The organism is Mesorhizobium sp. B2-3-2 (genome assembly GCF_006442295.1).
Taxonomy (GTDB): domain Bacteria; phylum Pseudomonadota; class Alphaproteobacteria; order Rhizobiales; family Rhizobiaceae; genus Mesorhizobium.
Genome location: NZ_VFWA01000004.1, coordinates 266,920 through 286,247 on the forward strand (window position 1 = coordinate 266,920; position 19,328 = coordinate 286,247).

23 protein-coding genes are annotated in these 19,328 nt (G+C 64.4%); 12 read left to right on the top strand and 11 right to left on the bottom strand.

Going from position 1 to position 19,328, the window contains the following annotated elements:
• Window positions 1-23: 23 nt before the first annotated feature.
• From zapE to FJ964_RS12900, 3 genes are all read right to left on the bottom strand, one after another.
• Window positions 24-1,223, bottom strand: coding sequence for a cell division protein ZapE (gene zapE / locus FJ964_RS12890; RefSeq protein WP_140550730.1), 1,200 nt, complete (start codon window positions 1,221-1,223; stop codon window positions 24-26).
• A 28-nt stretch (window positions 1,224-1,251) separates the two neighbouring features.
• Window positions 1,252-1,791, bottom strand: coding sequence for a protease inhibitor Inh/omp19 family protein (locus FJ964_RS12895; protein ID WP_140550731.1), 540 nt, complete (start codon window positions 1,789-1,791; stop codon window positions 1,252-1,254).
• 135 nt (window positions 1,792-1,926) lie between these two features.
• Window positions 1,927-2,370, bottom strand: coding sequence for a hypothetical protein (locus FJ964_RS12900; RefSeq protein ID WP_140550732.1), 444 nt, complete (start codon window positions 2,368-2,370; stop codon window positions 1,927-1,929).
• Window positions 2,371-2,498: 128 nt separating this feature from the next.
• On the opposite strand from FJ964_RS12900, the gene FJ964_RS12905 reads away from it, so the two are divergent.
• The 8 genes from FJ964_RS12905 to FJ964_RS12940 all read left to right on the top strand — a co-directional run bounded on the left by FJ964_RS12905 (window position 2,499) and on the right by FJ964_RS12940 (window position 9,804).
• Window positions 2,499-3,500, top strand: coding sequence for an MBL fold metallo-hydrolase (locus tag FJ964_RS12905; protein WP_140550733.1), 1,002 nt, complete (start codon window positions 2,499-2,501; stop codon window positions 3,498-3,500).
• Between the two features lie 84 nt (window positions 3,501-3,584).
• Window positions 3,585-3,746 (top strand): DUF1328 family protein, encoded by a 162-nt coding sequence (locus FJ964_RS12910; RefSeq protein ID WP_140550734.1) that lies wholly within the window; start codon window positions 3,585-3,587, stop codon window positions 3,744-3,746.
• A 72-nt stretch (window positions 3,747-3,818) separates the two neighbouring features.
• The gene (gene dapF / locus FJ964_RS12915) at window positions 3,819-4,703 is read left to right on the top strand and encodes a diaminopimelate epimerase (RefSeq protein ID WP_140550735.1); all 885 of its coding nucleotides are present in this window, start codon (window positions 3,819-3,821) and stop codon (window positions 4,701-4,703) included.
• Complete coding sequence (gene mtaB / locus FJ964_RS12920; RefSeq protein WP_140550736.1) at window positions 4,703-6,028, top strand: tRNA (N(6)-L-threonylcarbamoyladenosine(37)-C(2))-methylthiotransferase MtaB; 1,326 nt, start codon at window positions 4,703-4,705, stop codon at window positions 6,026-6,028. The genes dapF and mtaB overlap by 1 nt, the downstream gene beginning before the upstream one ends.
• A 465-nt stretch (window positions 6,029-6,493) precedes the next feature.
• Window positions 6,494-7,873: a signal recognition particle-docking protein FtsY gene (ftsY, locus tag FJ964_RS12925; protein WP_224713222.1), complete on the top strand. Its 1,380-nt coding sequence runs from the start codon at window positions 6,494-6,496 to the stop codon at window positions 7,871-7,873.
• Window positions 7,874-7,924: 51 nt separating this feature from the next.
• The gene (locus FJ964_RS12930; protein WP_140550738.1) at window positions 7,925-8,599 is read left to right on the top strand and encodes a septation protein A; all 675 of its coding nucleotides are present in this window, start codon (window positions 7,925-7,927) and stop codon (window positions 8,597-8,599) included.
• A 23-nt stretch (window positions 8,600-8,622) separates the two neighbouring features.
• Window positions 8,623-9,243 (top strand): pyridoxamine 5'-phosphate oxidase family protein, encoded by a 621-nt coding sequence (locus FJ964_RS12935; RefSeq protein WP_140550739.1) that lies wholly within the window; start codon window positions 8,623-8,625, stop codon window positions 9,241-9,243.
• A 30-nt stretch (window positions 9,244-9,273) separates the two neighbouring features.
• Entirely contained in the window at window positions 9,274-9,804 is a 531-nt protein-coding gene (locus FJ964_RS12940; RefSeq protein WP_140550740.1) for an NADPH-dependent FMN reductase, read from the top strand.
• Window positions 9,805-9,807: 3 nt separating this feature from the next.
• Here the strand turns inward: FJ964_RS12940 and FJ964_RS12945 are convergent, their stop codons facing one another.
• Window positions 9,808-10,014 carry a 4-oxalocrotonate tautomerase family protein gene (locus tag FJ964_RS12945; protein WP_013892236.1) on the bottom strand — a complete coding sequence of 69 codons (207 nt, stop codon included), beginning with the start codon at window positions 10,012-10,014 and terminating at the stop codon, window positions 9,808-9,810.
• A 22-nt stretch (window positions 10,015-10,036) separates the two neighbouring features.
• On the bottom strand, window positions 10,037-10,954 hold the full coding sequence (locus tag FJ964_RS12950; RefSeq protein ID WP_140550741.1) for an SMP-30/gluconolactonase/LRE family protein: 918 nt from the start codon (window positions 10,952-10,954) through the stop codon (window positions 10,037-10,039).
• Window positions 10,955-11,263: 309 nt separating this feature from the next.
• On the opposite strand from FJ964_RS12950, the gene FJ964_RS12955 reads away from it, so the two are divergent.
• A complete protein-coding gene (locus tag FJ964_RS12955) occupies window positions 11,264-11,431 on the top strand; it encodes a hypothetical protein (RefSeq protein ID WP_140550742.1) in 168 nt (55 codons plus the stop codon).
• 113 nt (window positions 11,432-11,544) lie between these two features.
• On the opposite strand, the gene FJ964_RS12960 is transcribed toward FJ964_RS12955, so the two are convergent.
• Complete coding sequence (locus FJ964_RS12960; RefSeq protein ID WP_140550743.1) at window positions 11,545-12,138, bottom strand: hypothetical protein; 594 nt, start codon at window positions 12,136-12,138, stop codon at window positions 11,545-11,547.
• Between the two features lie 44 nt (window positions 12,139-12,182).
• Window positions 12,183-12,800: a TetR/AcrR family transcriptional regulator gene (locus FJ964_RS12965; RefSeq protein WP_140550744.1), complete on the bottom strand. Its 618-nt coding sequence runs from the start codon at window positions 12,798-12,800 to the stop codon at window positions 12,183-12,185.
• A 73-nt stretch (window positions 12,801-12,873) separates the two neighbouring features.
• Between FJ964_RS12965 and FJ964_RS12970 the strand changes: the two genes are divergently transcribed.
• Window positions 12,874-14,157: an MFS transporter gene (locus FJ964_RS12970; protein ID WP_140550745.1), complete on the top strand. Its 1,284-nt coding sequence runs from the start codon at window positions 12,874-12,876 to the stop codon at window positions 14,155-14,157.
• A gap of 78 nt (window positions 14,158-14,235) precedes the next feature.
• Here FJ964_RS12970 and FJ964_RS12975 read toward each other — a convergent pair whose 3' ends face one another.
• Window positions 14,236-14,517 carry a hypothetical protein gene (locus tag FJ964_RS12975; RefSeq protein ID WP_140550746.1) on the bottom strand — a complete coding sequence of 94 codons (282 nt, stop codon included), beginning with the start codon at window positions 14,515-14,517 and terminating at the stop codon, window positions 14,236-14,238.
• A gap of 198 nt (window positions 14,518-14,715) precedes the next feature.
• On the opposite strand from FJ964_RS12975, the gene typA reads away from it, so the two are divergent.
• Window positions 14,716-16,545, top strand: a complete 1,830-nt coding sequence (gene typA / locus FJ964_RS12980; RefSeq protein ID WP_140550747.1) for a translational GTPase TypA — start codon at window positions 14,716-14,718, stop codon at window positions 16,543-16,545.
• Window positions 16,546-16,606: 61 nt separating this feature from the next.
• On the opposite strand, the gene FJ964_RS12985 is transcribed toward typA, so the two are convergent.
• Window positions 16,607-17,233: a DUF1062 domain-containing protein gene (locus FJ964_RS12985; protein ID WP_140550748.1), complete on the bottom strand. Its 627-nt coding sequence runs from the start codon at window positions 17,231-17,233 to the stop codon at window positions 16,607-16,609.
• Window positions 17,234-17,617: 384 nt separating this feature from the next.
• Here FJ964_RS12985 and FJ964_RS12990 point away from each other — a divergent pair, with 384 nt between their 5' ends.
• Complete coding sequence (locus FJ964_RS12990) at window positions 17,618-18,232, top strand: LysE family translocator (RefSeq protein WP_140550749.1); 615 nt, start codon at window positions 17,618-17,620, stop codon at window positions 18,230-18,232.
• Between the two features lie 60 nt (window positions 18,233-18,292).
• Here FJ964_RS12990 and FJ964_RS12995 read toward each other — a convergent pair whose 3' ends face one another.
• Both FJ964_RS12995 and FJ964_RS13000 read right to left on the bottom strand, forming a co-directional pair.
• Window positions 18,293-18,616, bottom strand: coding sequence for a YciI family protein (locus tag FJ964_RS12995; protein ID WP_140550750.1), 324 nt, complete (start codon window positions 18,614-18,616; stop codon window positions 18,293-18,295).
• Window positions 18,617-18,745: 129 nt separating this feature from the next.
• The gene (locus FJ964_RS13000) at window positions 18,746-19,309 is read right to left on the bottom strand and encodes a peroxidase-related enzyme (RefSeq protein WP_140550751.1); all 564 of its coding nucleotides are present in this window, start codon (window positions 19,307-19,309) and stop codon (window positions 18,746-18,748) included.
• Between the last annotated feature and the right edge of the window lie 19 nt (window positions 19,310-19,328).

Sequence of the window (19,328 nt, forward strand, 5' to 3'; positions counted from 1 at the left end):
TTCGAAGGACCCGTCGGCTGGTTCTAGGCTTGCGCCTGCGCTTCGGTCGGCGTCGCCTTCGCCTTCCGCCGTTCCGCCCAAGCCTCCAGCCAGTCGCGGCTCTGCATCTCGATCAGCCGCGAAGCCGTGCGTTCGAACTCGAACACCTCGACGCCGCGCTTGGCTACATAGAGTTGCTGCGGCGGCGCCTCCGCGCTCACCACCAGCCTGGTGTGATGGTCGTAGAGCGTGTCGACCAGGAGGATGAAGCGCTTGGCTTCGTTGCGCCTGCCTTCACCCAGCACTGGAATGTGGTCGATAAAGACGGTCGAGAAGCGGTCGGCAATGACCAGATAGTCGCGCGCGCCGAGCGGTTTCTCGCACAGATCGGCGAAGGAAAATCGCGCGGCGTCGCCGGCGGCGCGCGGAACGGCCAGCTGCCGGCCCTTGACGGCAAGCGACGTCTCGGCCGTCGGCGCACCGCGCGTCATCGTTTGCCAGGCCGCGTCCAGCGCCTCATCGGCCGCCGCATCGGCAGGCGTGACATAGACCGGCGTACGGGCAAGCTTCTCCAGCCGATAGTCCTTGTCGGCATCGAGCGAGAGCACCTGCGCGTGCCGTTCCAATATGCCGATGAAGGGCAGGAAAAGCTGACGGTTCAGCCCGTCGCGATAGAGGTTCTCCGGCGCTACGTTCGACGTCGCCACCAGCACCACGCCGCTGGCGAACAGCGCCGAAAACAGCCGGGACAGGATCATCGCATCGGCGATGTCGGTAACCGAGAACTCGTCGAAACACAGTACCCAGGCCTGTTCGGCAAGCGCCCGCGCCACCGGCGGAATCGGATCGTCTTCCCTCACCGTGCCATCCTTGCGCTCCTGCCGGTGCTTTTGGATGCGGTCCTGCACCTCGGCCATGAAGTCGTTGAAATGCACGCGGCGCTTGCGCCGCACCGGCAGCAGCTCGAAGAACAAGTCCATCAACATGGTCTTGCCGCGGCCGACGCCGCCATGGATGTAGAGGCCCTTGACCGCCTCGTGCGTTTCGCGCCTGCGAGCGAAGAGCCAGCCAAGCGCGCTCGATTTGTGCGCCAGCCGCTTCACCGAAATCTCTGATATCAGCCGGTCGAGAGCGGTGACGATCCGCTCCTGCGCCGGATCGCGTTCGATGGCACCGGTGTCGACCAGATGGTCGTAACGCTGCCTGACGGTCACATGGGTCTGGAGGCCGTCACGCAGATGCATAGGTCACGTCGTTGTCGAGGGGCTTGGCTTACCTTGTAAGCGAGATCGGCAGGCCATTGGAAGTCTGGCCGTCGAATTTCGAGCCGCCCGAGGAATAGAGCCGCGCCAGCGTGCCGCCGTTTTCGTCATAGAGGGTCAACTGCTTGCCGGCGACGTTCCACGACTTGATGCCGTCGATCGGCGCCGGGCAATGCAGTGGTCCGGCGCGGAAGCCGGCGCCGAATTTGGTCTGCGGCGTCGCCACCTTGCAGCTTTGGCCGGAAACGCTGGCGTTCCACACACCGGCGACACTGGCCGCGGTCAGGTCCGGCGCACCCGCCGGCGCCGAACCGTCCGGCGGCAAGGAGGCGACCTGGCTGTTCTGCGGCGCGGTCGGGAATTGCGACGGATCCGTGGTGCCGGGAGAAGCTGGGGGCGGCAACTGGTTGGCCGTCACCTGACCGGAGGGCGCCGGCTGCAGCGGCGCCGGCTGCTGGTCGTCCATAGAGGAGAACCGTGAGGTTGAGCAGCCGCTCGCAACGAGCGCCGCCAGCGATACGGCCACCAGGCCGGTTTTCGAAAAAGTCATTCCAACCTCCGTCGGATCCGGCGGGGCTGCCGTCCGCACAATGTCACCCCCACCAAGATGGAGAAGGTGGCGAAATTTCAACCCGATATGGTTAAAATAGGGTTTGCGCCAAGAATTGTTGCAAATTTGTCGCAATCATCCTGCCAGCGGAGCGCTCGGTACGAATATATAGCCGTCCGGCCCGACGACATAGCTCTCGCGCAGGCCGTGCGGCTTATCGATCGCTCCGGCCAGCACGATATGGCCATGATCGCGCGCGGCGGCCTCGACCGCATCCGGGTCGGCGCCGTAAAGACGCAGCTCGATGCCGGCGCCGCGTGTCTCGGCGCCGGTGATCGTCCCTATCATGGCGTTGTCGAGATAGGAATGGTCGGCGTGCAGCATGAACACCGAGCCCAGCAGCTCGATTGCCGCGAAATCCTCGTCGGCATAGATGATATCGGCGCCGAGCACGTCGCGGCAGAAGGCTTCCATGGCCGCCATGTCGCTCACCAGAAGGTTGACGCCGATGCCGCGCGCCGGTGAGCGGCCGAAATCCCCGGCTTTCATCCACGGTGTCCTGGTCCGCTTCATCGCCATGGCGTCGTCCTCCCTCGTCCGATCCTACTCGAGCCGGTAGCCCGGCCCTTGGCATTCGGCCGGCAAACGCTTGCGCCAGCCGGCACAGGGCTTATGTCTATCAAGACGAAATTCGCTGGAGCCGCAAATTGGCTGCGAGACCGAAAGCCGCCAATCGCTACTACAAGGGCCCGCCCAGCGATCATTTCGACGGAACCTTGTTCTTCAATCCCGGCGGCCAGCCGCCGGCGCGTTTCGCCGATCTGCTGAAATGGCAGTTCAGCGGCCAGCGCTCGAAATGGCCGGCCACCAATCCGAGTCCCTTTCCGCAGGCAAAGCCGGCCGCGCGTGTTGAGGGGGCGGGCCTGACCGTGACCATGGTCGGTCATTCCACGCTGCTGGTCCAGACCGCGGGCCTGAACATCCTCACCGACCCGGTATGGTCGCTGCGGGCCTCGCCGTTCTCCTTCGTCGGGCCGAAACGCGTCAATGCACCGGGCATCGCCCTGGCCGACCTGCCGCCGATCGATCTAGTGCTGGTCAGCCACAACCATTACGACCATCTCGACATCGCGACGCTGAAGCAGCTCAAGGCCCGCCACGACCCGCTCGTGATGACCCCGCTCGGCAATGACGTCCTCATTGTCGGCGCGGTTCCCGGCATGCGGCTGTCGGCGCATGACTGGGGCGACAGGGTGGACATCGGTGGCGTGGCCGTCCATGTCGAGCCGGCGCATCACTGGTCGGCGCGCGGCACACGCGACCGGCGCATGGCGCTGTGGGCCGGCTTCGTCATCGAGACGCCGGCCGGCAGGATCTATTTCGCAGGGGATACCGGTTTCCACAACGGCATCAACTACCGGCTCATGGCTCACAAGCACGGCGGCTTCCGCTTCGCCATCCTGCCCATCGGCGCCTATGAGCCGCGCTGGTTCATGGCCTCCCAGCACCAGAACCCGCAGGAGGCGGTGCAAGGCATGACATTGTGCAACGCCGCCTATGCGGCCGGTTGCCATTGGGGCACGTTCCAGCTCACCGACGAACCGATCGACGAGCCCGCACGCAAGCTCGACGCGGCGCTGGAGGCCGAGGGCCTGCCGCGCGAGCGGTTTCGCGCCTTGCGGCCGGGCGAGGTCTGGGACGTGCCCTGACGAGTCCGGATGCGGCCGCGGAACCCAAGCGCTACCGGCGCGTTTGTGGACGGGGTCACTTCTATCGCTTCGCGAGGCATTTCCATGCTCAGATGGATCATCATTCTCCTGATTATCGCCGCCGCTGCGAGCCTGCTCGGCATGCCCGCATTAGCGGGTGCGGCCGCCACCGGTGCGCGCATCCTGATCGGCATCGTCCTGATCATCTTCCTGCTGATCCTGCTCGGCGTCTTCGCCGTCACCTGAAGGCGCGATGCACTGGTAATTCCCGCCCTTTTCCGCCATATAGCGGCAAACAGCACGGAATGACCGGAAGAAATGGCAGGCACCGCCCCCTTCGCCAAGATGAACGGCATCGGCAACGAGATCATCGTTGCCGACATGCGCGGCCGTGCCGACCGGGTGACGGCGGCGGCGGCGATCGCGCTCAACGCCGATGCCTCGACGCGGTTCGACCAGATCATGGCGGTCCATGACGCGCGGACGCCGGGCACGGCCTATTTCGTCGACATATTGAATTCGGACGGCTCAGGCGCGCAGGCCTGCGGCAACGGCATGCGCTGCGTCGTCCAGGCGCTGGCCGCCGAGACCGGACAAAAGACATTCACCTTCGAGACCGTCGCCGGGATCCTCAATGCGCAGGAACATGCCGATGGCTCGATTTCGGTCGATATGGGCACGCCGCGCTTCGGCTGGCGGGACATTCCGCTCGCCGAGGAGTTTCGCGATACCCGCATGATCGAATTGCAGGTCGGCCCGATCGACGCCCCGGTGCTGCATTCGCCCTCGGTCGTCTCCATGGGCAATCCGCATGCCATCTTCTGGGTCGACCGCGACGTCTGGTCCTACGAACTCGATCGCTTCGGTCCGCTGCTCGAAAACCATCCGATCTTCCCCGAGCGCGCCAACATCACCATCGCGCAGGTAACCTCGCCCGACAGCATGATCATCCGCACCTGGGAACGCGGCGCCGGCCTGACCAAGGCTTGCGGCACGGCCGCCTGCGCTTCGGTGGTCGCTGCGGCCCGCACCAGGCGGACCGGACGCAGCGTCAGCCTGCTGACCCCCGGCGGCGGCACGCTGAATGTGGAATGGCGCGAGGATGACCATGTCATCCTGACCGGCGCCGCCGAATGGGAGTTTTCCGGCAGCTTCGATCCTTCGAGCGGCGCCTGGGCGCGCGACACCGAAAGCGCGGCCTGATGCCCGGTCCTTTCAAGGACGGCGATGTGGCGAAGGGCCCCAATCGCATCGAGATGGTGACCTTCGGCTGCCGGCTGAACACCTATGAATCCGAGGTGATGCGGCGCGAAGCCGAAACCGCGGGCCTCGGTGCGCTGGCCGGCGGCGCCGTCATCTTCAACACCTGCGCCGTCACCGGCGAGGCGGTGCGCCAGGCCAAGCAGGCGATCCGCAAAGCGCGCCGAGACAATCCTGAGGCTCGCATCATCGTCACCGGCTGCGCGGCGCAGACCGAGCCGCAGAATTTCGCTGCCATGGACGAGGTCGATCTCGTCCTCGGCAATGAGGAGAAGCTGAAGGCCAATTCCTATCGCGCGCTGCCGGATTTCGGCGTCAACGACAGCGAGAAGGCGCGCGTCAACGACATCTTCTCCGTACGCGAGACCGCCGGCCATATGGTCGATGCCATCGAGGGCAGGGCACGCGCCTTCGTGCAGGTGCAGAATGGCTGTGACCACCGCTGCACCTTCTGCATCATCCCCTATGGTCGCGGCAATTCACGCTCGGTGCCGATGGGCGCCGTGGTCGAGCAGGTCAAGCGGCTCACCGGCAATGGCTATGCCGAGATCGTGCTGACCGGCGTCGACATGACCAGTTTCGGCGCCGACCTGCCGGGCGCGCCGAAACTCGGCAGGCTGGTGAAGACCATCCTTCGCCAGGTGCCGGACGTGAAGCGCCTGCGCCTCTCGTCCATCGATTCCATCGAGGCCGACGACGATTTGCTCGACGCCGTCGCCACCGAGCCGCGGCTGATGCCGCATCTGCATCTGTCGCTGCAATCGGGCGACGACATGATTTTGAAGCGCATGAAGCGCCGGCATCTGCGCGACCAGTCGATCCGCTTCTGCGAGGAGGTGCGCAAGCTGCGCCCCGACGTCGTCTTCGGCGCCGATATCATCGCCGGTTTCCCGACCGAGACGGAAGCGATGTTCGAAAATTCGGCAAAGATCGTCGAGGAATGCGGGCTGACCCACCTGCACGTCTTCCCGTTTTCGCCGCGCGAAGGCACGCCCGCCGCGCGCATGCCGCAGGTCCGCCGCGAAGTGGTCAAGCAGCGCGCCGCCCGCCTGCGCGCCGCCGGCGAGACTGCATATCGCCGCCACCTGTCGTCGCTCGCCGGAACGCGCCAGTCGATCCTGATCGAGCGCGACGGGCTCGGCCGCACCGAAGGGTTTACGCTTGCCGCGCTCGCCACCGGCGCGCCGGGCGAGATCGTTGAAGCAACAGTCACCGGCCATGACGGCGCCCGGCTGATCGCGGCTCCGCTTGCCGCCCGCGCCGCCTGAGAAACGCAAGAGATGGCCGGGTTCTTCAAGAAGATATTTTCGTTCGGCAAGAAGGAGGTCGTCGAGGAGCGCGTCGACGAGACCGCCCCGCTGCCGCCGATCAAATGGGATCAGCTCGAAGCGCTGAAGCCGGCGGCCGAGCAGGCCGTTCCGGAATTCCTGAAGCGGGAGGAAACCCAGGCTCAGCCTGCCGTCGAGCCCGCGCCGCCCGAGGAGCCGACCCCCGAGCCTGCCCCGGCCATTCCGCCGGTGCCGGCGCCGGCCGTTCCGCCCGAGCCGGAACCGCTGCCGCAGCCGCCGCCGAAAGAGGAACCGGCACCGACGCCCGAGCGCCCGGAGCCGCCCGCCCCCGAGGAAGTTCCGACACCCCCGGCCATTCCGGAGCCTGCGCCCGAACCGCGGCCGCGGGAGGTACCGCCACCAGCGCCAGCCGAGCCGGAAATTGTCCCGTCGCGCCCGGAGCAGCTGCCGGAACCGGCACCCGTCGAAGTACCGACTCCCGCCGAAGTTCCGATCGAGACACCGGCGCCAATCGAGGTTCCTGCGACACCGTCTTCCGCGCAGCCTTCACAGGCCGGCGCCGCCCCTCATCCGCCTGCAGGTACCCTCTCCCCGTATAGTGACGGGGAGAAGGAAGAAGCTGCAACGCCAACGCCTCCCTCTCCCCGTCATTCACGGGAAGAGGGTAAGGGTGAGGGGCAGCGCCGACCTGTCGAGAAGCTGGCACCCAGTGCCGAAACCGCCGCCGAAATCTCGCCGCCAATTCGCCAGCCTGCGCCCATCGAGTCGCAGCCTGTACGCGCCGAAATCGCGCCGGAACCTGAGGCAGTTCCCGCGCCGAAGCCCACGCCCTCCCCCGTCAAGGTGACGGTCGCTAAAAAGGTGGAGCAGAAGGCCGAGCCGCAGAAGGCGCCGGAGCCGGCGCCGCGGCGCTCCTGGTTCCAGCGCATGCGGGACGGGCTTGCCCGCTCCTCGCGCGAATTGTCGGGCAACATTGCCGGCGTCTTCACCAAGCGCAAGCTGGACGACGACACGCTGCAGGACCTGGAGGACGTGCTGATCCGCGCCGATCTCGGGCTGGAGACCGCGTTGCGCGTCACCGATGCGTTGGCCGCCAGCCGCTACGGCAAGGATGTCTCCGACGCCGAGGTCCGCGCCGTGATGGCGCAGGAGGTGGAGAAGGTGCTGACCCCCGTCGCCCTGCCGTTGGAACTCGACCTCAGCCACAAGCCGCATGTCATCCTGGTGGTCGGCGTCAACGGCACCGGCAAGACCACGACCATCGGCAAGTTGGCGGCCAAGCTGACCGAGGGCGGCCTGTCGGTGATGCTGGCCGCCGGCGACACGTTCCGCGCCGCCGCCATCGAGCAGCTCAAGATCTGGGGCGAGCGGACGAAATCGCCGGTCATCGCCTCGAAGCTCGGCGCCGATGCCGCCGGTCTCGCCTACGATGCCTTCGAGAAGGCGAAGGAAGCAGGCTCCGACGTGCTGATCATCGACACGGCCGGCCGCCTGCAGAACAAGGCCGAGCTGATGGCGGAGCTCGAGAAGATCGTGCGCGTGCTGGGCAAGCTCGATCCGGAAGCGCCGCACACCGTGCTGCAGACGGTCGACGCCACAACCGGCCAGAACGCGCTCAACCAGGTCGAGATCTTCCGCAACATCGCCGGCGTCAACGGCCTGGTGATGACCAAGCTGGACGGCACGGCGCGTGGCGGTATTCTGGTGGCGATCGCGGCAAAACACAGATTGCCGGTCTATTTCATCGGCGTCGGCGAACAGGTCGACGACCTCGAACCGTTCTCGGCAAGCGAATTCGCCAGGGCGATCGCTGGCGTTGCGTAACGGCATGATCCCGGAAGTTGCCTCAACCGGATCGTGCGTAAGAAGGAAGATATGAACCCACCCATTCTCGAACGCGATCCGTCCGACCCGCAGAAAGAGAAGAAGGAAGGCGTCAACCCGCTGCTCAAGCTCGTTCTCGAGCTAGGGCCGCTGCTCGTGTTCTTTTTCGCCAATGCGCGAGGCGAATGGCTGACGCAGAAATTCCCGGCGCTGGCTGAATTCGGCGGCCCGATCTTCGTCGCCACCGGCCTCTTCATGGCCGCCACCGCGATCGCACTGGTCGCGTCCTGGCTGCTGACCCGCACCTTGCCGATCATGCCGATGGTGTCGGGCGTCGTCGTCTTCATTTTCGGCGCGTTGACGCTCTACCTGCAGGACGACATTTTCATCAAGATGAAGCCGACCATCGTCAACACGCTGTTCGGCGGCGTGCTGCTCGGCGGGCTGTTCTTCGGCAGATCTCTGCTCGGCTACGTCTTCGATTCCGCCTTCAGGCTCGATGCCGAGGGCTGGAGAAAACTCACCTTCCGCTGGGGCCTGTTCTTCCTGTTCCTGGCTCTCGTCAACGAGGTGGTGTGGCGGAATTTTTCGACCGATGCCTGGGTTACCTTCAAGGTCTGGGGCATCATGCCGATCACGCTTCTGTTCACCTTCAGCCAGATGCCGCTGATCCTGCGCCATTCACTGGACGACAAGGCCGGCGGCGAAGAGAAGGCCGGCAAATAAGGCCTGCAAATTGGGGGAGTGCCATGGAATTCGTCACCACGCGCGAAGAGCTGCGGACGATCTACAAGACGCCGCGTCCGACGGATGGTTCGATCCGCAAGGAATTGAAGGCGCTGGACGGCCATTGCCGCTCCTTCATCGGCAAGAGCCCCTTCGTGCTGATCGGCTCCTCCGACGGCCAAGGCAATGCCGATGTGACGCCCAAAGGCGACAAGCCAGGCTTCGCCGCCGTGCTTGACGACAGGACCATCGCCATCCCCGACCGGCCCGGCAACAACCGGCTGGATACGCTGGAGAACATCCTGCTCAATCCGTCGGTCGGGCTGCTGTTCCTCATTCCCGGCATGAACGAGACGCTGCGCGTCAATGGCGATGCCCGCATCACCGTCGATGCGGGTTTGCGCGAACGGCTGGCCGTCGACGGCAAGGAGCCGCAGAGCGTCGTCGTGGTCGCCGTCAAGGCCGCCTACATGCATTGCGCCAAGGCCTTCATGCGCTCCGATCTGTGGAAGCCCGACAGCTGGTACGACCGCGCCACGCTGCCGACGCTCGGCCAGATCCTGCGCGACCAGCTGGCGCTCGCCGATTCGGCAGAGGCGACCGACCGCTGGCTGGACGACGAATACAAGCAGACAATGTGGTAGCGTGCGCGGAAGATTCGTCCGAGCGTCGCCTTGCTGAACCTCCTTGCCATTTCCGGCAGCCTGCGGGCGGCCTCCACCAATTCGGCCCTGGTCGCGGCACTGGCGCGGAACGCGCCAGTGAGCTGCCGCGTCGCCATCCATGAAGGGCTCGGCCTGCTGCCGATCTTCAACCCCGACGACGAGGGTGAGCGAACGCCATCCGAAGCATCCAGGCTTATCGATGCCGTCACCGCCGCCGATGGCGTCATCATCTCATGCCCGGAATATGCGCATGGCGTGCCGGGCGGCCTGAAGAATGCGCTCGACTGGCTGGTGTCGCGCGACGCCGCCGTCGACAAACCGGCCATGCTCGTGCACGCCTCGCCGCGCTCGCTCCATGCCCGCGCCGCATTGGCGGAGATCATGCGCACCATGTCGTTCGCGCTTCATGACGGCGAGCTGGAGATCGGGCTGCTCGGCAAGAAGCCGGCTGAGGTGGAGGCCGTCCTGGGAGGGCAGGCGAACGTGATGGCAATGCGCGACGCGTTGTCCGCTTTCGCCAATTTCATTCGCGCGCGTTAGCGCCTACCCTTTTCTCAGCGTCTCGACATCGGTCTTGCCGACATACCAGTCGCGGGCGTTGACCTCCTCGAAGACCACCCAGACATCGTCATTGCCGAGCCCGGTGGCGTCCATGATTGCCGCCGTGACTTTTTTGGCGATGTCGGCTTTCTTGCCGGCCGGATCGGCGGCGATCACTTCCTTGACGATGCGGATGTTGACGAATGGCATGACGTCCTCCCCTTAATTCAGCTCAGTAGGTCTTGGCGCCGTTCACCATCAGCCGGACCATGTAGAGCGAGGTGGTGCCGGCGATGTAGAGACAGTTCAGCTTGGCGCCGCCGAACACGCAATTGGCGGTCACCTCGGGCACCTTGACCTTGCCGATCAGCGTTCCGTCCGGATCGTAGCAATGGATGCCGTCGGCGGCGCTGGTCCAGATGCGACCGGCATCATCGAGCCTGAAGCCGTCGAACAGGCCCGCGGTGCAATCGGCGAAGACTTTTTCACCCGAGACCTTCTTGCCGCCCTCGCCGACATTGAATACCCGCATATGCGCCGGGTTCTGCGCGCCATGCGTGCGGCCGGTGTCGACGACATAGAGCTTGCTCTCGTCGAGCGAGAAAGCGAGCCCGTTCGGCCTGACCATGTCGGTGATGACGGCCTCGACCTCGCCCGTGCCGGGATCGACCCGGTAGACATGGCAGGCGCCGATTTCGCTTTCCGCCTTGTCGCCCTCGTAATCGGTGTCGATGCCGTAGGTTGGATCGGTGAACCAGATCGAGCCGTCCGACTTGACCACCACGTCATTGGGCGAATTCAGCCGCTTGCCCTTCCATTTGGCGGCGATGGTGGTGACCGAACCGTCGAACTCGGTGCGGCTGACGCGGCGCCCCGAATGCTCGCAGGTCACCAGCCGGCCCTGCCGGTCGACGGTGTTGCCGTTGGAATTGCCGCATGGCTGCCGAAACACGCTGACGCTGCCGTCGGTCTCGTCGTAACGCATCATGCGGTTGTTCGGGATATCCGACCAGACGACATAGCGGCCGGCGGCGAACCAGGCCGGCCCTTCCGCCCATCGGCAGCCGGTGAAGAGCTTGTCCACTTGCGCATTGCCGTTGAACAGCCGCGCAAAACGCGGATCGAGAATTTCATAGTCGGCGGCGGCCATTCTTTCCTCCCGGTAACGTTGGCAATCCGGCGGCGATCAAGCCAGCAGGAGATCGATATGGCAAGGTCGGCGGCGATGACATTTCCGCAATTTGTAAGACAAAACGACAGGAACAGGCATTCCCATCACGCGAAGGGCAACGCGCCGGCGCCGGGGATGGCGTTCAGGCGCCATTAACCGGCTATGCACATAGCGCAATGGTGCATTGCAACATCTTCTTTTTGCGATGCACCATTCCTATGTCATGCTCCGTATCGATCAAGGGAGGAAGAAACCGGCCGCCAAATGCGGCACAGAAGGAAACTCGCTATGATCCTCGACAGCCTCTTGACCCGCGCCCGCAGCAGCATTGCCAAGCGCAAGCACTATAACCGCCTCGTCGCTGAAATCGACAGCTTCTCCAGCCGCGATCTGGCCGATATGCGCGCCGACCGCTCGGAAATGCTTTATCAGGTCCACAAGCAGATCTACGGCTGAGCCCACAACAAGCAGATCCGCGCGCCCCGAGACACTGCTGTCCCCAGCGGCGATGACGAGGGCGCGTCAACCCGAAGCCTATGACGCGTCGGCGAGAGGCGAACGCTTGTCCTTCAATTGTCGACGCGTCCGAAAGCCGGCACCTCGCCGATGACGGTGCGCCGATCCTTGCCGCAGGCGAAGGTCCGTGCTTTCTCGTCGGCAAGCTTGCGCGCCTGATCGTTGGCGGCAGGATTTCCTGTAGCCAGCACCAGCGCGACCGTGCAGCCGTCGCGCGCATCCATTTGCGCGACCTTGGAGACGAGCAGCACGTCGGTAGGTTTCTTTTCGTCTTCCGGATTGCTGATCGAGCGGCGGTGAATAACCGCGAACGGCACCGCCTTGTCGCCGTCGGTCTCGATGCGCCACTCGATCCTGGCGCCTGAGGAATTGAAGCCGGAGAAACTTTCCCAGACCGATGTCATGTCGCCGCCGGGCGGGAAACCATAAAACAGCGATTCGCGCGCATCGTCATAGGCGATCAGCACCGGGTATCCACGATAGCCCGAACAGGCGAGGTCGGCCCAGTCGCCATCGCCGTCCCCGGCCTGCGCATAAGTGACGCAGTCGTGCTTCCAGTCGAGATCGGTGTAGGCGCTCGATATCTCGCCTGCATGCGCTGCCTGGCAGACGCTGGCGAGAACGAGCGGAAGAACCAGGCTGCGCATCGCGGACATCTCCGTTGAAGGTCGCAGCAGCCTATCGCCAAACACTATTTCTTCAAACTCGCCTCGATCAGCAGATCGGCGTTCGTGGCTACCGACGCCGCCGGGCCGCCGGCGCCGAACAACTGGCCGCTGATATAGGCGCCTTCGATGAGAAGCAGCAGACCATCGCCCAGCGTGTCGGCGTCGGCGGCATCCATCGCGGCGGCCATGGCGCGCAGGCGGCGGCGCAGTTCCTGCTTGTTGTCCTCGCTCACCACGCGCGCCGGATGGCCGCGCTCGGGATATTCTACGGCCGCATTGGTCATGCCGCAGCCGCGATAGTCAGGCTTCTGCGTGCGCTTGCCGACGCGGGTGAGGAAGGCTCGGATTTGCGCGCGCGGATCGCCGGGATACGCGTCCACCGCCTCGTCGAAGCGTTCCCAGAACTCGAGATCGTATTGGCGCAGATAAGAGGCGGCCAATTCGTCCTTGGAGGGGAAGCTGCGATAGAGGCTGGGCTTCGTGACCCCGGCGCGCCTGACGATCTCGTCGACGCCGATTGCCCTGATGCCTCGCCTGTAGAACAGGTCGCGCGCCACGCCGAGTATCTTTTCCGCCGCCTTTGGCGGAGCCGACGCGTGAGCGCTGCTGATGGACGGTTCAATTTTATTGTCTGGTGGCATTCGCGGTCTCGGTTGACACTGTTACCGATCGGTACGTATACATGCTCCACCCTGCAACGTACCGGTCAGTAACATGCTAGCTCAATCCCGCCCGTTTGGCCAGCGCTACGCTTTCGTCGTGGTCGCCGTCATCTTTCTCTGCCTGCTGATCGCAGCGGGCCTGCGCTCCGCGCCAGCCGTCATGATGCTGCCGCTGGAGGAAAGTTTCGGCTGGCGGCGCGACGTGGTGTCGCTGGCCGCCGCGGTCGGCATCTTCCTCTACGGCCTCACCGGGCCGTTTGCCGCCGCGCTGATGGAACGGATCGGGCTGCGGCGCACGCTGCTTGCCGCTCTTGTCGTGATGTCGGCCTCCACCGCGCTCAGCCTGCTGATGACCAAGCCATGGCATCTGCTGATCACCTGGGGCGTGTTTTCCGGCGTCGGCTCCGGCGCGGTCGCCACCGTGCTCGGCGCCACCATCGTCAACCGCTGGTTCAAGACCAATCGCGGTCTCGTCATGGGCTTGATGTCGGCCTCCAGCGCCACCGGTCTGCTGGTCTTCCTGCCGCTGCTGGCCTCGCTGGCGCAGTCAGGCGGCTGGAAGCCGGTCGTGGTCGCCATCTCCGTCGCGACGGCCTGTCTCGTGCCGCTGGTGCTGCTGCTGGTGCCGGAACGCCCGGCATCGATCGGCATGGTGCGCTATGGCGCGGAAGCCGACGACGTGCCGCCGGTACCGCCGGCGGCACAAGGCAATTTCCTGACCCACACGCTGGCCACGCTGCGCCGCGCCGCCGGCACGCGCGTCTTCTGGTATCTGTTCGCCACCTTCTTCGTCTGCGGTTTCACCACCAACGGACTGGTCGGCACGCATCTCATCGCGTTTTGCGGCGACATGGGCATCAATGAGGTTCAGGCGGCCGGCCTGCTGTCGATGATGGGGATTTTCGATCTGATCGGCACCACGCTGTCGGGCTGGCTCACCGACCGTTTCGATCCGCGCAAGCTGCTCGGCGTCTATTATGCGATCCGCGGCCTTTCGCTGATCTATCTGCCCTATTCCGGCTTTTCGGCGACCAGTCTGATCATCTTCGCCGTGCTTTACGGCCTCGACTGGATCGCCACCGTGCCGCCGACGCTGCGGCTCGCCAATGAAGCCTTCGGCGACCGCAGCGGCCCGATCGTGTTCGGCTGGATCGTCGCCGGCCACCAGGTGGGCGCGGCAACCGCCGCCTTCTTCGGCGGCACCATGCGCGAACTGCAGGGCAATTACGAACTGGCCTTCCTGATCGCCGGCATGACCGCAATTGCCGCCGCCTGTATCTCGCTCCTGATCAACACCAGCCGGCCGGCGTTCGACCCGGAGCCGCAGGCGGCATAGTGCGCCTTCGAACGAGGGTGCCGTCGGTCAGATCGGCTTTCGCCAAAGGGAAATCGGAAGCTGTGCGGCCGGCGCCGATCAGTCGGGATAGCAGACCGTCGGGACGTTGGGCCAAACCGCGCTATCGCAGTTGGCGCTTTCCTGCCTTTGCTTGAAGGCCGCGCTGACCGGTCCCGTTACGACCGGGTCGACGCCATCGGGCGCATCCGCAAAGACCTGTTCTGCGCTCGGGATATCGTTCGGCAGAGCGGGCCGCGCTTCCTTGAGCGTCGCCGCTGATTGGGCGGCGCCGGCAGCCAGCAGCACGGCGAGGGCCGCGGTTGCGAGAATCGGCCGAAATTTGACGACTGCGTTGGTCATGGTGTTCGAACTGCCCGGGCCCGCAAAAGGTTCCCGCCTTGGTTAACAAAACCATTTCACATGGCGATGCTTAAGATTTGATGATTATTTGGTGTCGCGCTTCCTCTTTCGCAAATGCGAAAAACCCTGTATGAGCCGCGCAACCGAAAGAGGCAGCGCCTTTTGGCCTGCTGCCTGCAACGCTCCCGAGACCAGATCATGAACCTCCGCAATATCGCGATCATCGCGCACGTCGACCATGGAAAGACCACCCTTGTCGACCAGCTTCTGAAACAATCCGGCGCCTTCCGCGACAATCAGCGCGTCGCCGAACGCGCCATGGATTCCAACGACCTCGAAAAGGAACGCGGCATCACCATCCTGGCCAAGGCGACCTCGGTCGACTGGAAGGGAACCCGCGTCAACATCGTCGACACTCCCGGCCACGCCGATTTCGGCGGTGAAGTCGAGCGCATCCTGTCGATGGTGGATTCGGCGATCGTGCTGGTCGACGCCGCCGAAGGCCCGATGCCGCAAACCAAATTCGTCGTCGGCAAGGCGCTCAAGGTCGGCTTGAAGCCCATCGTCGTCATCAACAAGATCGATCGGCCGGACGCCCGCCATGTCGAGGTGGTCAACGAGGTGTTCGACCTGTTTGCCGCGCTCGACGCCACCGACGAGCAGCTCGACTTCCCGATCCTCTATGGCTCGGGCCGCGACGGCTGGGTCTCGGAAAATCCGGAGGGTCCCAAGGACCAGGGCCTGTCGCCGCTGTTCGACCTCGTCCTCAAGCATGTGCCCGCGCCGACCGTGCATCCCGGCCCGTTCCGCATGATCGGCACCATCCTGGAAGCCAATCCGTTCCTCGGCCGCATCATCACCGGCCGCATCGAAAGCGGCACGCTGAAGGCCAACCAGGCGGTCAAGGTGCTGCATCATGACGGCACCCAGATCGAAACCGGCCGCATCTCGAAGATCCTGGCCTTCCGCGGCCTCGAGCGCCAGCCGATCGAGGAAGCGCAGGCGGGCGACATCGTCGCCATTGCCGGCCTTTCCAAAGGCACCGTCGCCGATACGTTCTGCGACCCGAGCGTGAGCGAGCCGCTGCATGCGCAGCCGATCGATCCGCCGACCGTGACCATGTCTTTCCTCGTCAACGATTCACCGCTGGCCGGCACGGAAGGCGACAAGGTGACCAGCCGCGTCATCCGCGACCGCCTGCTGCGCGAAGCCGAAGGCAATGTCGCGCTCAAGATCGAGGAATCGCCCGATAAGGATTCCTTCTTCGTGTCGGGCCGGGGCGAATTGCAGCTTGCCGTGCTGATCGAGACGATGCGCCGCGAGGGCTTTGAAATCGCCGTGTCGCGGCCGCGCGTCGTCATGCAGAAGGGCGAGAACGGCGAATTGCTGGAGCCGGTCGAGGAAGTCGTCATCGACGTCGACGAGGAGCACGCCGGCGTCGTCGTGCAGAAAATGTCCGAGCGCAAGGCCGAGATGGTCGAATTGCGCCCCTCCGGCGGCAACCGCCAGCGCCTCGTCTTTCACGCGCCGACGCGCGGCCTGATCGGCTACCAGTCGGAACTCTTGACCGACACGCGCGGCACCGCCGTGATGAACCGGCTGTTCCATGCCTATGAGCCCTACAAGGGCGAACTGCCCGGCCGCACCAACGGCGTGCTGATCTCCAACGAGCAGGGCGAGTCCGTCGCGTATGCCATGTGGAACCTGGAGGATCGTGGCCCGATGGTCATCGATCCGGGCGTCAAGGTCTATCAAGGCATGATCATCGGCATCCACTCCCGCGACAACGATCTGGAAGTGAACGTGCTGAAGGGCAAGAAGCTGACCAACATCCGCGCCGCCGGCAAGGACGAGGCGGTCAAGCTCACACCGCCGATCCGCATGACGTTGGAGCGCGCGCTGGCCTGGATCCAGGACGATGAGCTGGTCGAGGTGACGCCGAAGACCATCCGTCTGCGCAAGCTTTATCTCGACCCCAACGAGCGCAAGCGCTTCGAGAAATCATCCAAGGCCGTCGGCGCGGCGTAATTTTCCGTTTCTGATCGTATCCGGGAGGGGCGGAGCACCTAGTGCTTCGCCCCTCTCTCGTTCATCCCCTGGCGGCAGATAGAATGGCCTGCCGGTCGGGTTCGCCGGCCAAGTCGACGCGGACCGTCGTCCCGTCGCGGGCCGGCTTGCGCAAGGCCTTGGCTCCGTCGCGATCGACAACCAACAGGCGTTTCTCCTCCAGGGCTTGAAGCCGCGACCGTGAGATGCCGAGTTCGTTGGCGAGCAAACGATCGAGTCGCAGCGATATCGGCATTTCCAACCCGACCTGGAGCTCCAGCACGCTTGCAGCTTCGCTTGTCCCGCCAAGCGCCGTCTTGTGCACGGCGACATCGGGAAACTCCTCGACACGCCCCACTTGGCCGCGCAGTGCGATCACATCGAATGCGTGGCGCCGTGCCAGCTCCGGATCGTTGCTTTCCAGAGCCCGCAGCAGGGCCGGTTCGATGTCGCGGCGGTTGCGACGCTCGAAAATGCCGAAATTCCAGGAATTATCGCACTCGACGCAGCGATAGATCAGCCAGGCGTCAATGCGCTTGCCGTTGGCGTTGACGCGGAACTTTCCGCTGCTGCGATGGGCTTTGACGCCGCCGCAGCGATTGCAGGTGGTCAGGGGGCGTGGTGCGGCTTGAGGCGCGATCATCCAGCGGATGCGCAAGGTAGAAGACATGCCGATAAGCCCTTCCCGTCGGGAAGTTCATCAGGTCGGCGATGTCGAGATACCCAGGCGGGCACGGCGTGGCGGTAGGCTGCGGTTCTTGGAATCGGGCGTCGCGGCGCATGCGACAGCGGCTCAGCAGTGCCAAACCGGTCTCGAACCGCCGCCCAGAGGAACACATGAAGTGGAAAAAGGCACCGTTGTGGCGGCGCCATGCATTGTGTCGGGGGAGTTGACGAGACCGGCGCTTACGTAGGCAAAGTGAAGCTCGAAATTGTTTCGCGGCGATCTATCTAGCCGCGAGATGCCGGGCCGGCAAGCATGTTGATGCTACCGAAGCTCGATCGCTTGCGCTAATGTCTGGCATCGAAGGTTTTTCAAGCCGAGATCCTCGCCATGCACCTTACCTCGCTCCTGATCTTCGCCGCCGCGCTCTTCGTGGCCGCCGGTTCGCCGGGCCCTTCGATCGCGGCACTCGTCGCCCGCGTCATCGCCAAGGGATTTCGCGACGTGTTCCCGTTCCTACTCGCCATGTGGATCGGCGAGGGCATCTGGTTGTCGCTGGCGGTGTTCGGGCTGGCCGTGGTGGCGCAGACCTTCCACTTCGCCTTCGTCGTCGTCAAATGGGTCGGCGTCGCCTATCTGGCCTATCTCGCCTGGAAGATGTGGACGGCGCCCGTCGAAGCGAAGGAAGGCGAGATGCCGCGCGAGGATTCGGCCGGCAAATTGTTCTTCGCCGGCATGGCGGTGACGCTCGGCAATCCCAAGATCATGATGTTCTACCTGGCCTTGCTGCCGACCATCATCGACCTTGCTTCGGTCAGCATCATCGGCTGGGTCGAATTGACGGCGACCATGGCGGTGGTTCTGGTCGCCATCGATCTGGCCTGGGTGCTCGCCGCCTCGCAGGCGCGCAAGCTGCTGAGGAGCAAGCGCGCCATGAAGATCGCCAACCGCGTCAGCGCCACCACCATGGCCGGTGCAGCCGCGGCAATCGCGGCGCGATCATAGGACATCCTCCCAACCGAAGCGGTGCTTCGGCAAGAGAGATCAGGCTTAAAACAAACTACGTCACTTCATTTCGATGATCGGGGCGATCTCAATGCTGAAAGCCGGGTTCATCAGGATAGGACATTCTTTGGCTTTGCCGACGGCGTCGTCGATGTCATCTGCTTCAATGATTGTGTAACCGGCGGTCGGGTTGCTGCCGCCATTGTTCTCGACCTTGCCGTCGGGCAGCACCGTCTTCGACATGCCGACCGGATTGCCGCCGTCGACCACGGCCGAGCCGAGCTTGCCGTACCAGCCGTTCCAGGCATCCATGGCCGCTTTGCGTTCGGCCTCCTCGGTCGGCATCTTGCCGGAGCCGTGATAGACATAGAGAAATTTCGCCATGTTCTCCTCCCTTGTCGGCGGCATCGAACCGGCATGCGGTCATGCCGCCCCGCGATCATCGGACCAAACCGGGAAACAAGCAAATGAGAATGAGAGATAGCTAATGTTGGCAAGGTCAGGCCCTGCTCGTCACCTCGCCATGGCGTGGTACTCGGGGTTCGGCCGCATATCGATTGCCGCCGCCACCCGGTTCGACATGTTGAAGAAGGCGGCCGTGGAGGCGATGTCCCAGATGTCGCGGTCGGTGAAGCCGGCCATGCGCAGGGCCGCGCGGTCGGCTTCGACGATCTTGGCCGGCTCCTCTGTCAGCTTGACCGCGAATTCCAGCATCGCGGTCTGCTTCGGTGAAAGGTCGGCGGCGCGGAAATTCATCACCATCATCTCGCCGAGCGAAGGGTCGCCCGACAGCTGCCGCACGGCGGCGCCATGCGCCGTCAGGCAGTAGTAGCAATGGTTGATGGAGGAGACAGCGACCGCGATCATCTCGCGCTCCAGCTTCGACAGGCCTGAATCGCCCAGCATCAGATCATTGTACATGTCGGTGAAGGCACGCAGCTTCTTGTCGTCGAAGGCATAGGCGCGCAACACGTTGGGGACCAGGCCGAGCTTCTCCTCGCATTTGGCGAAATAGGTCCTGGTCGCATCGCTCAGATCAGCAGTGGCGAGATCGAGCGCGGTGATCTTGTCGGTCATGGCATCCTCCTCGTTGGTC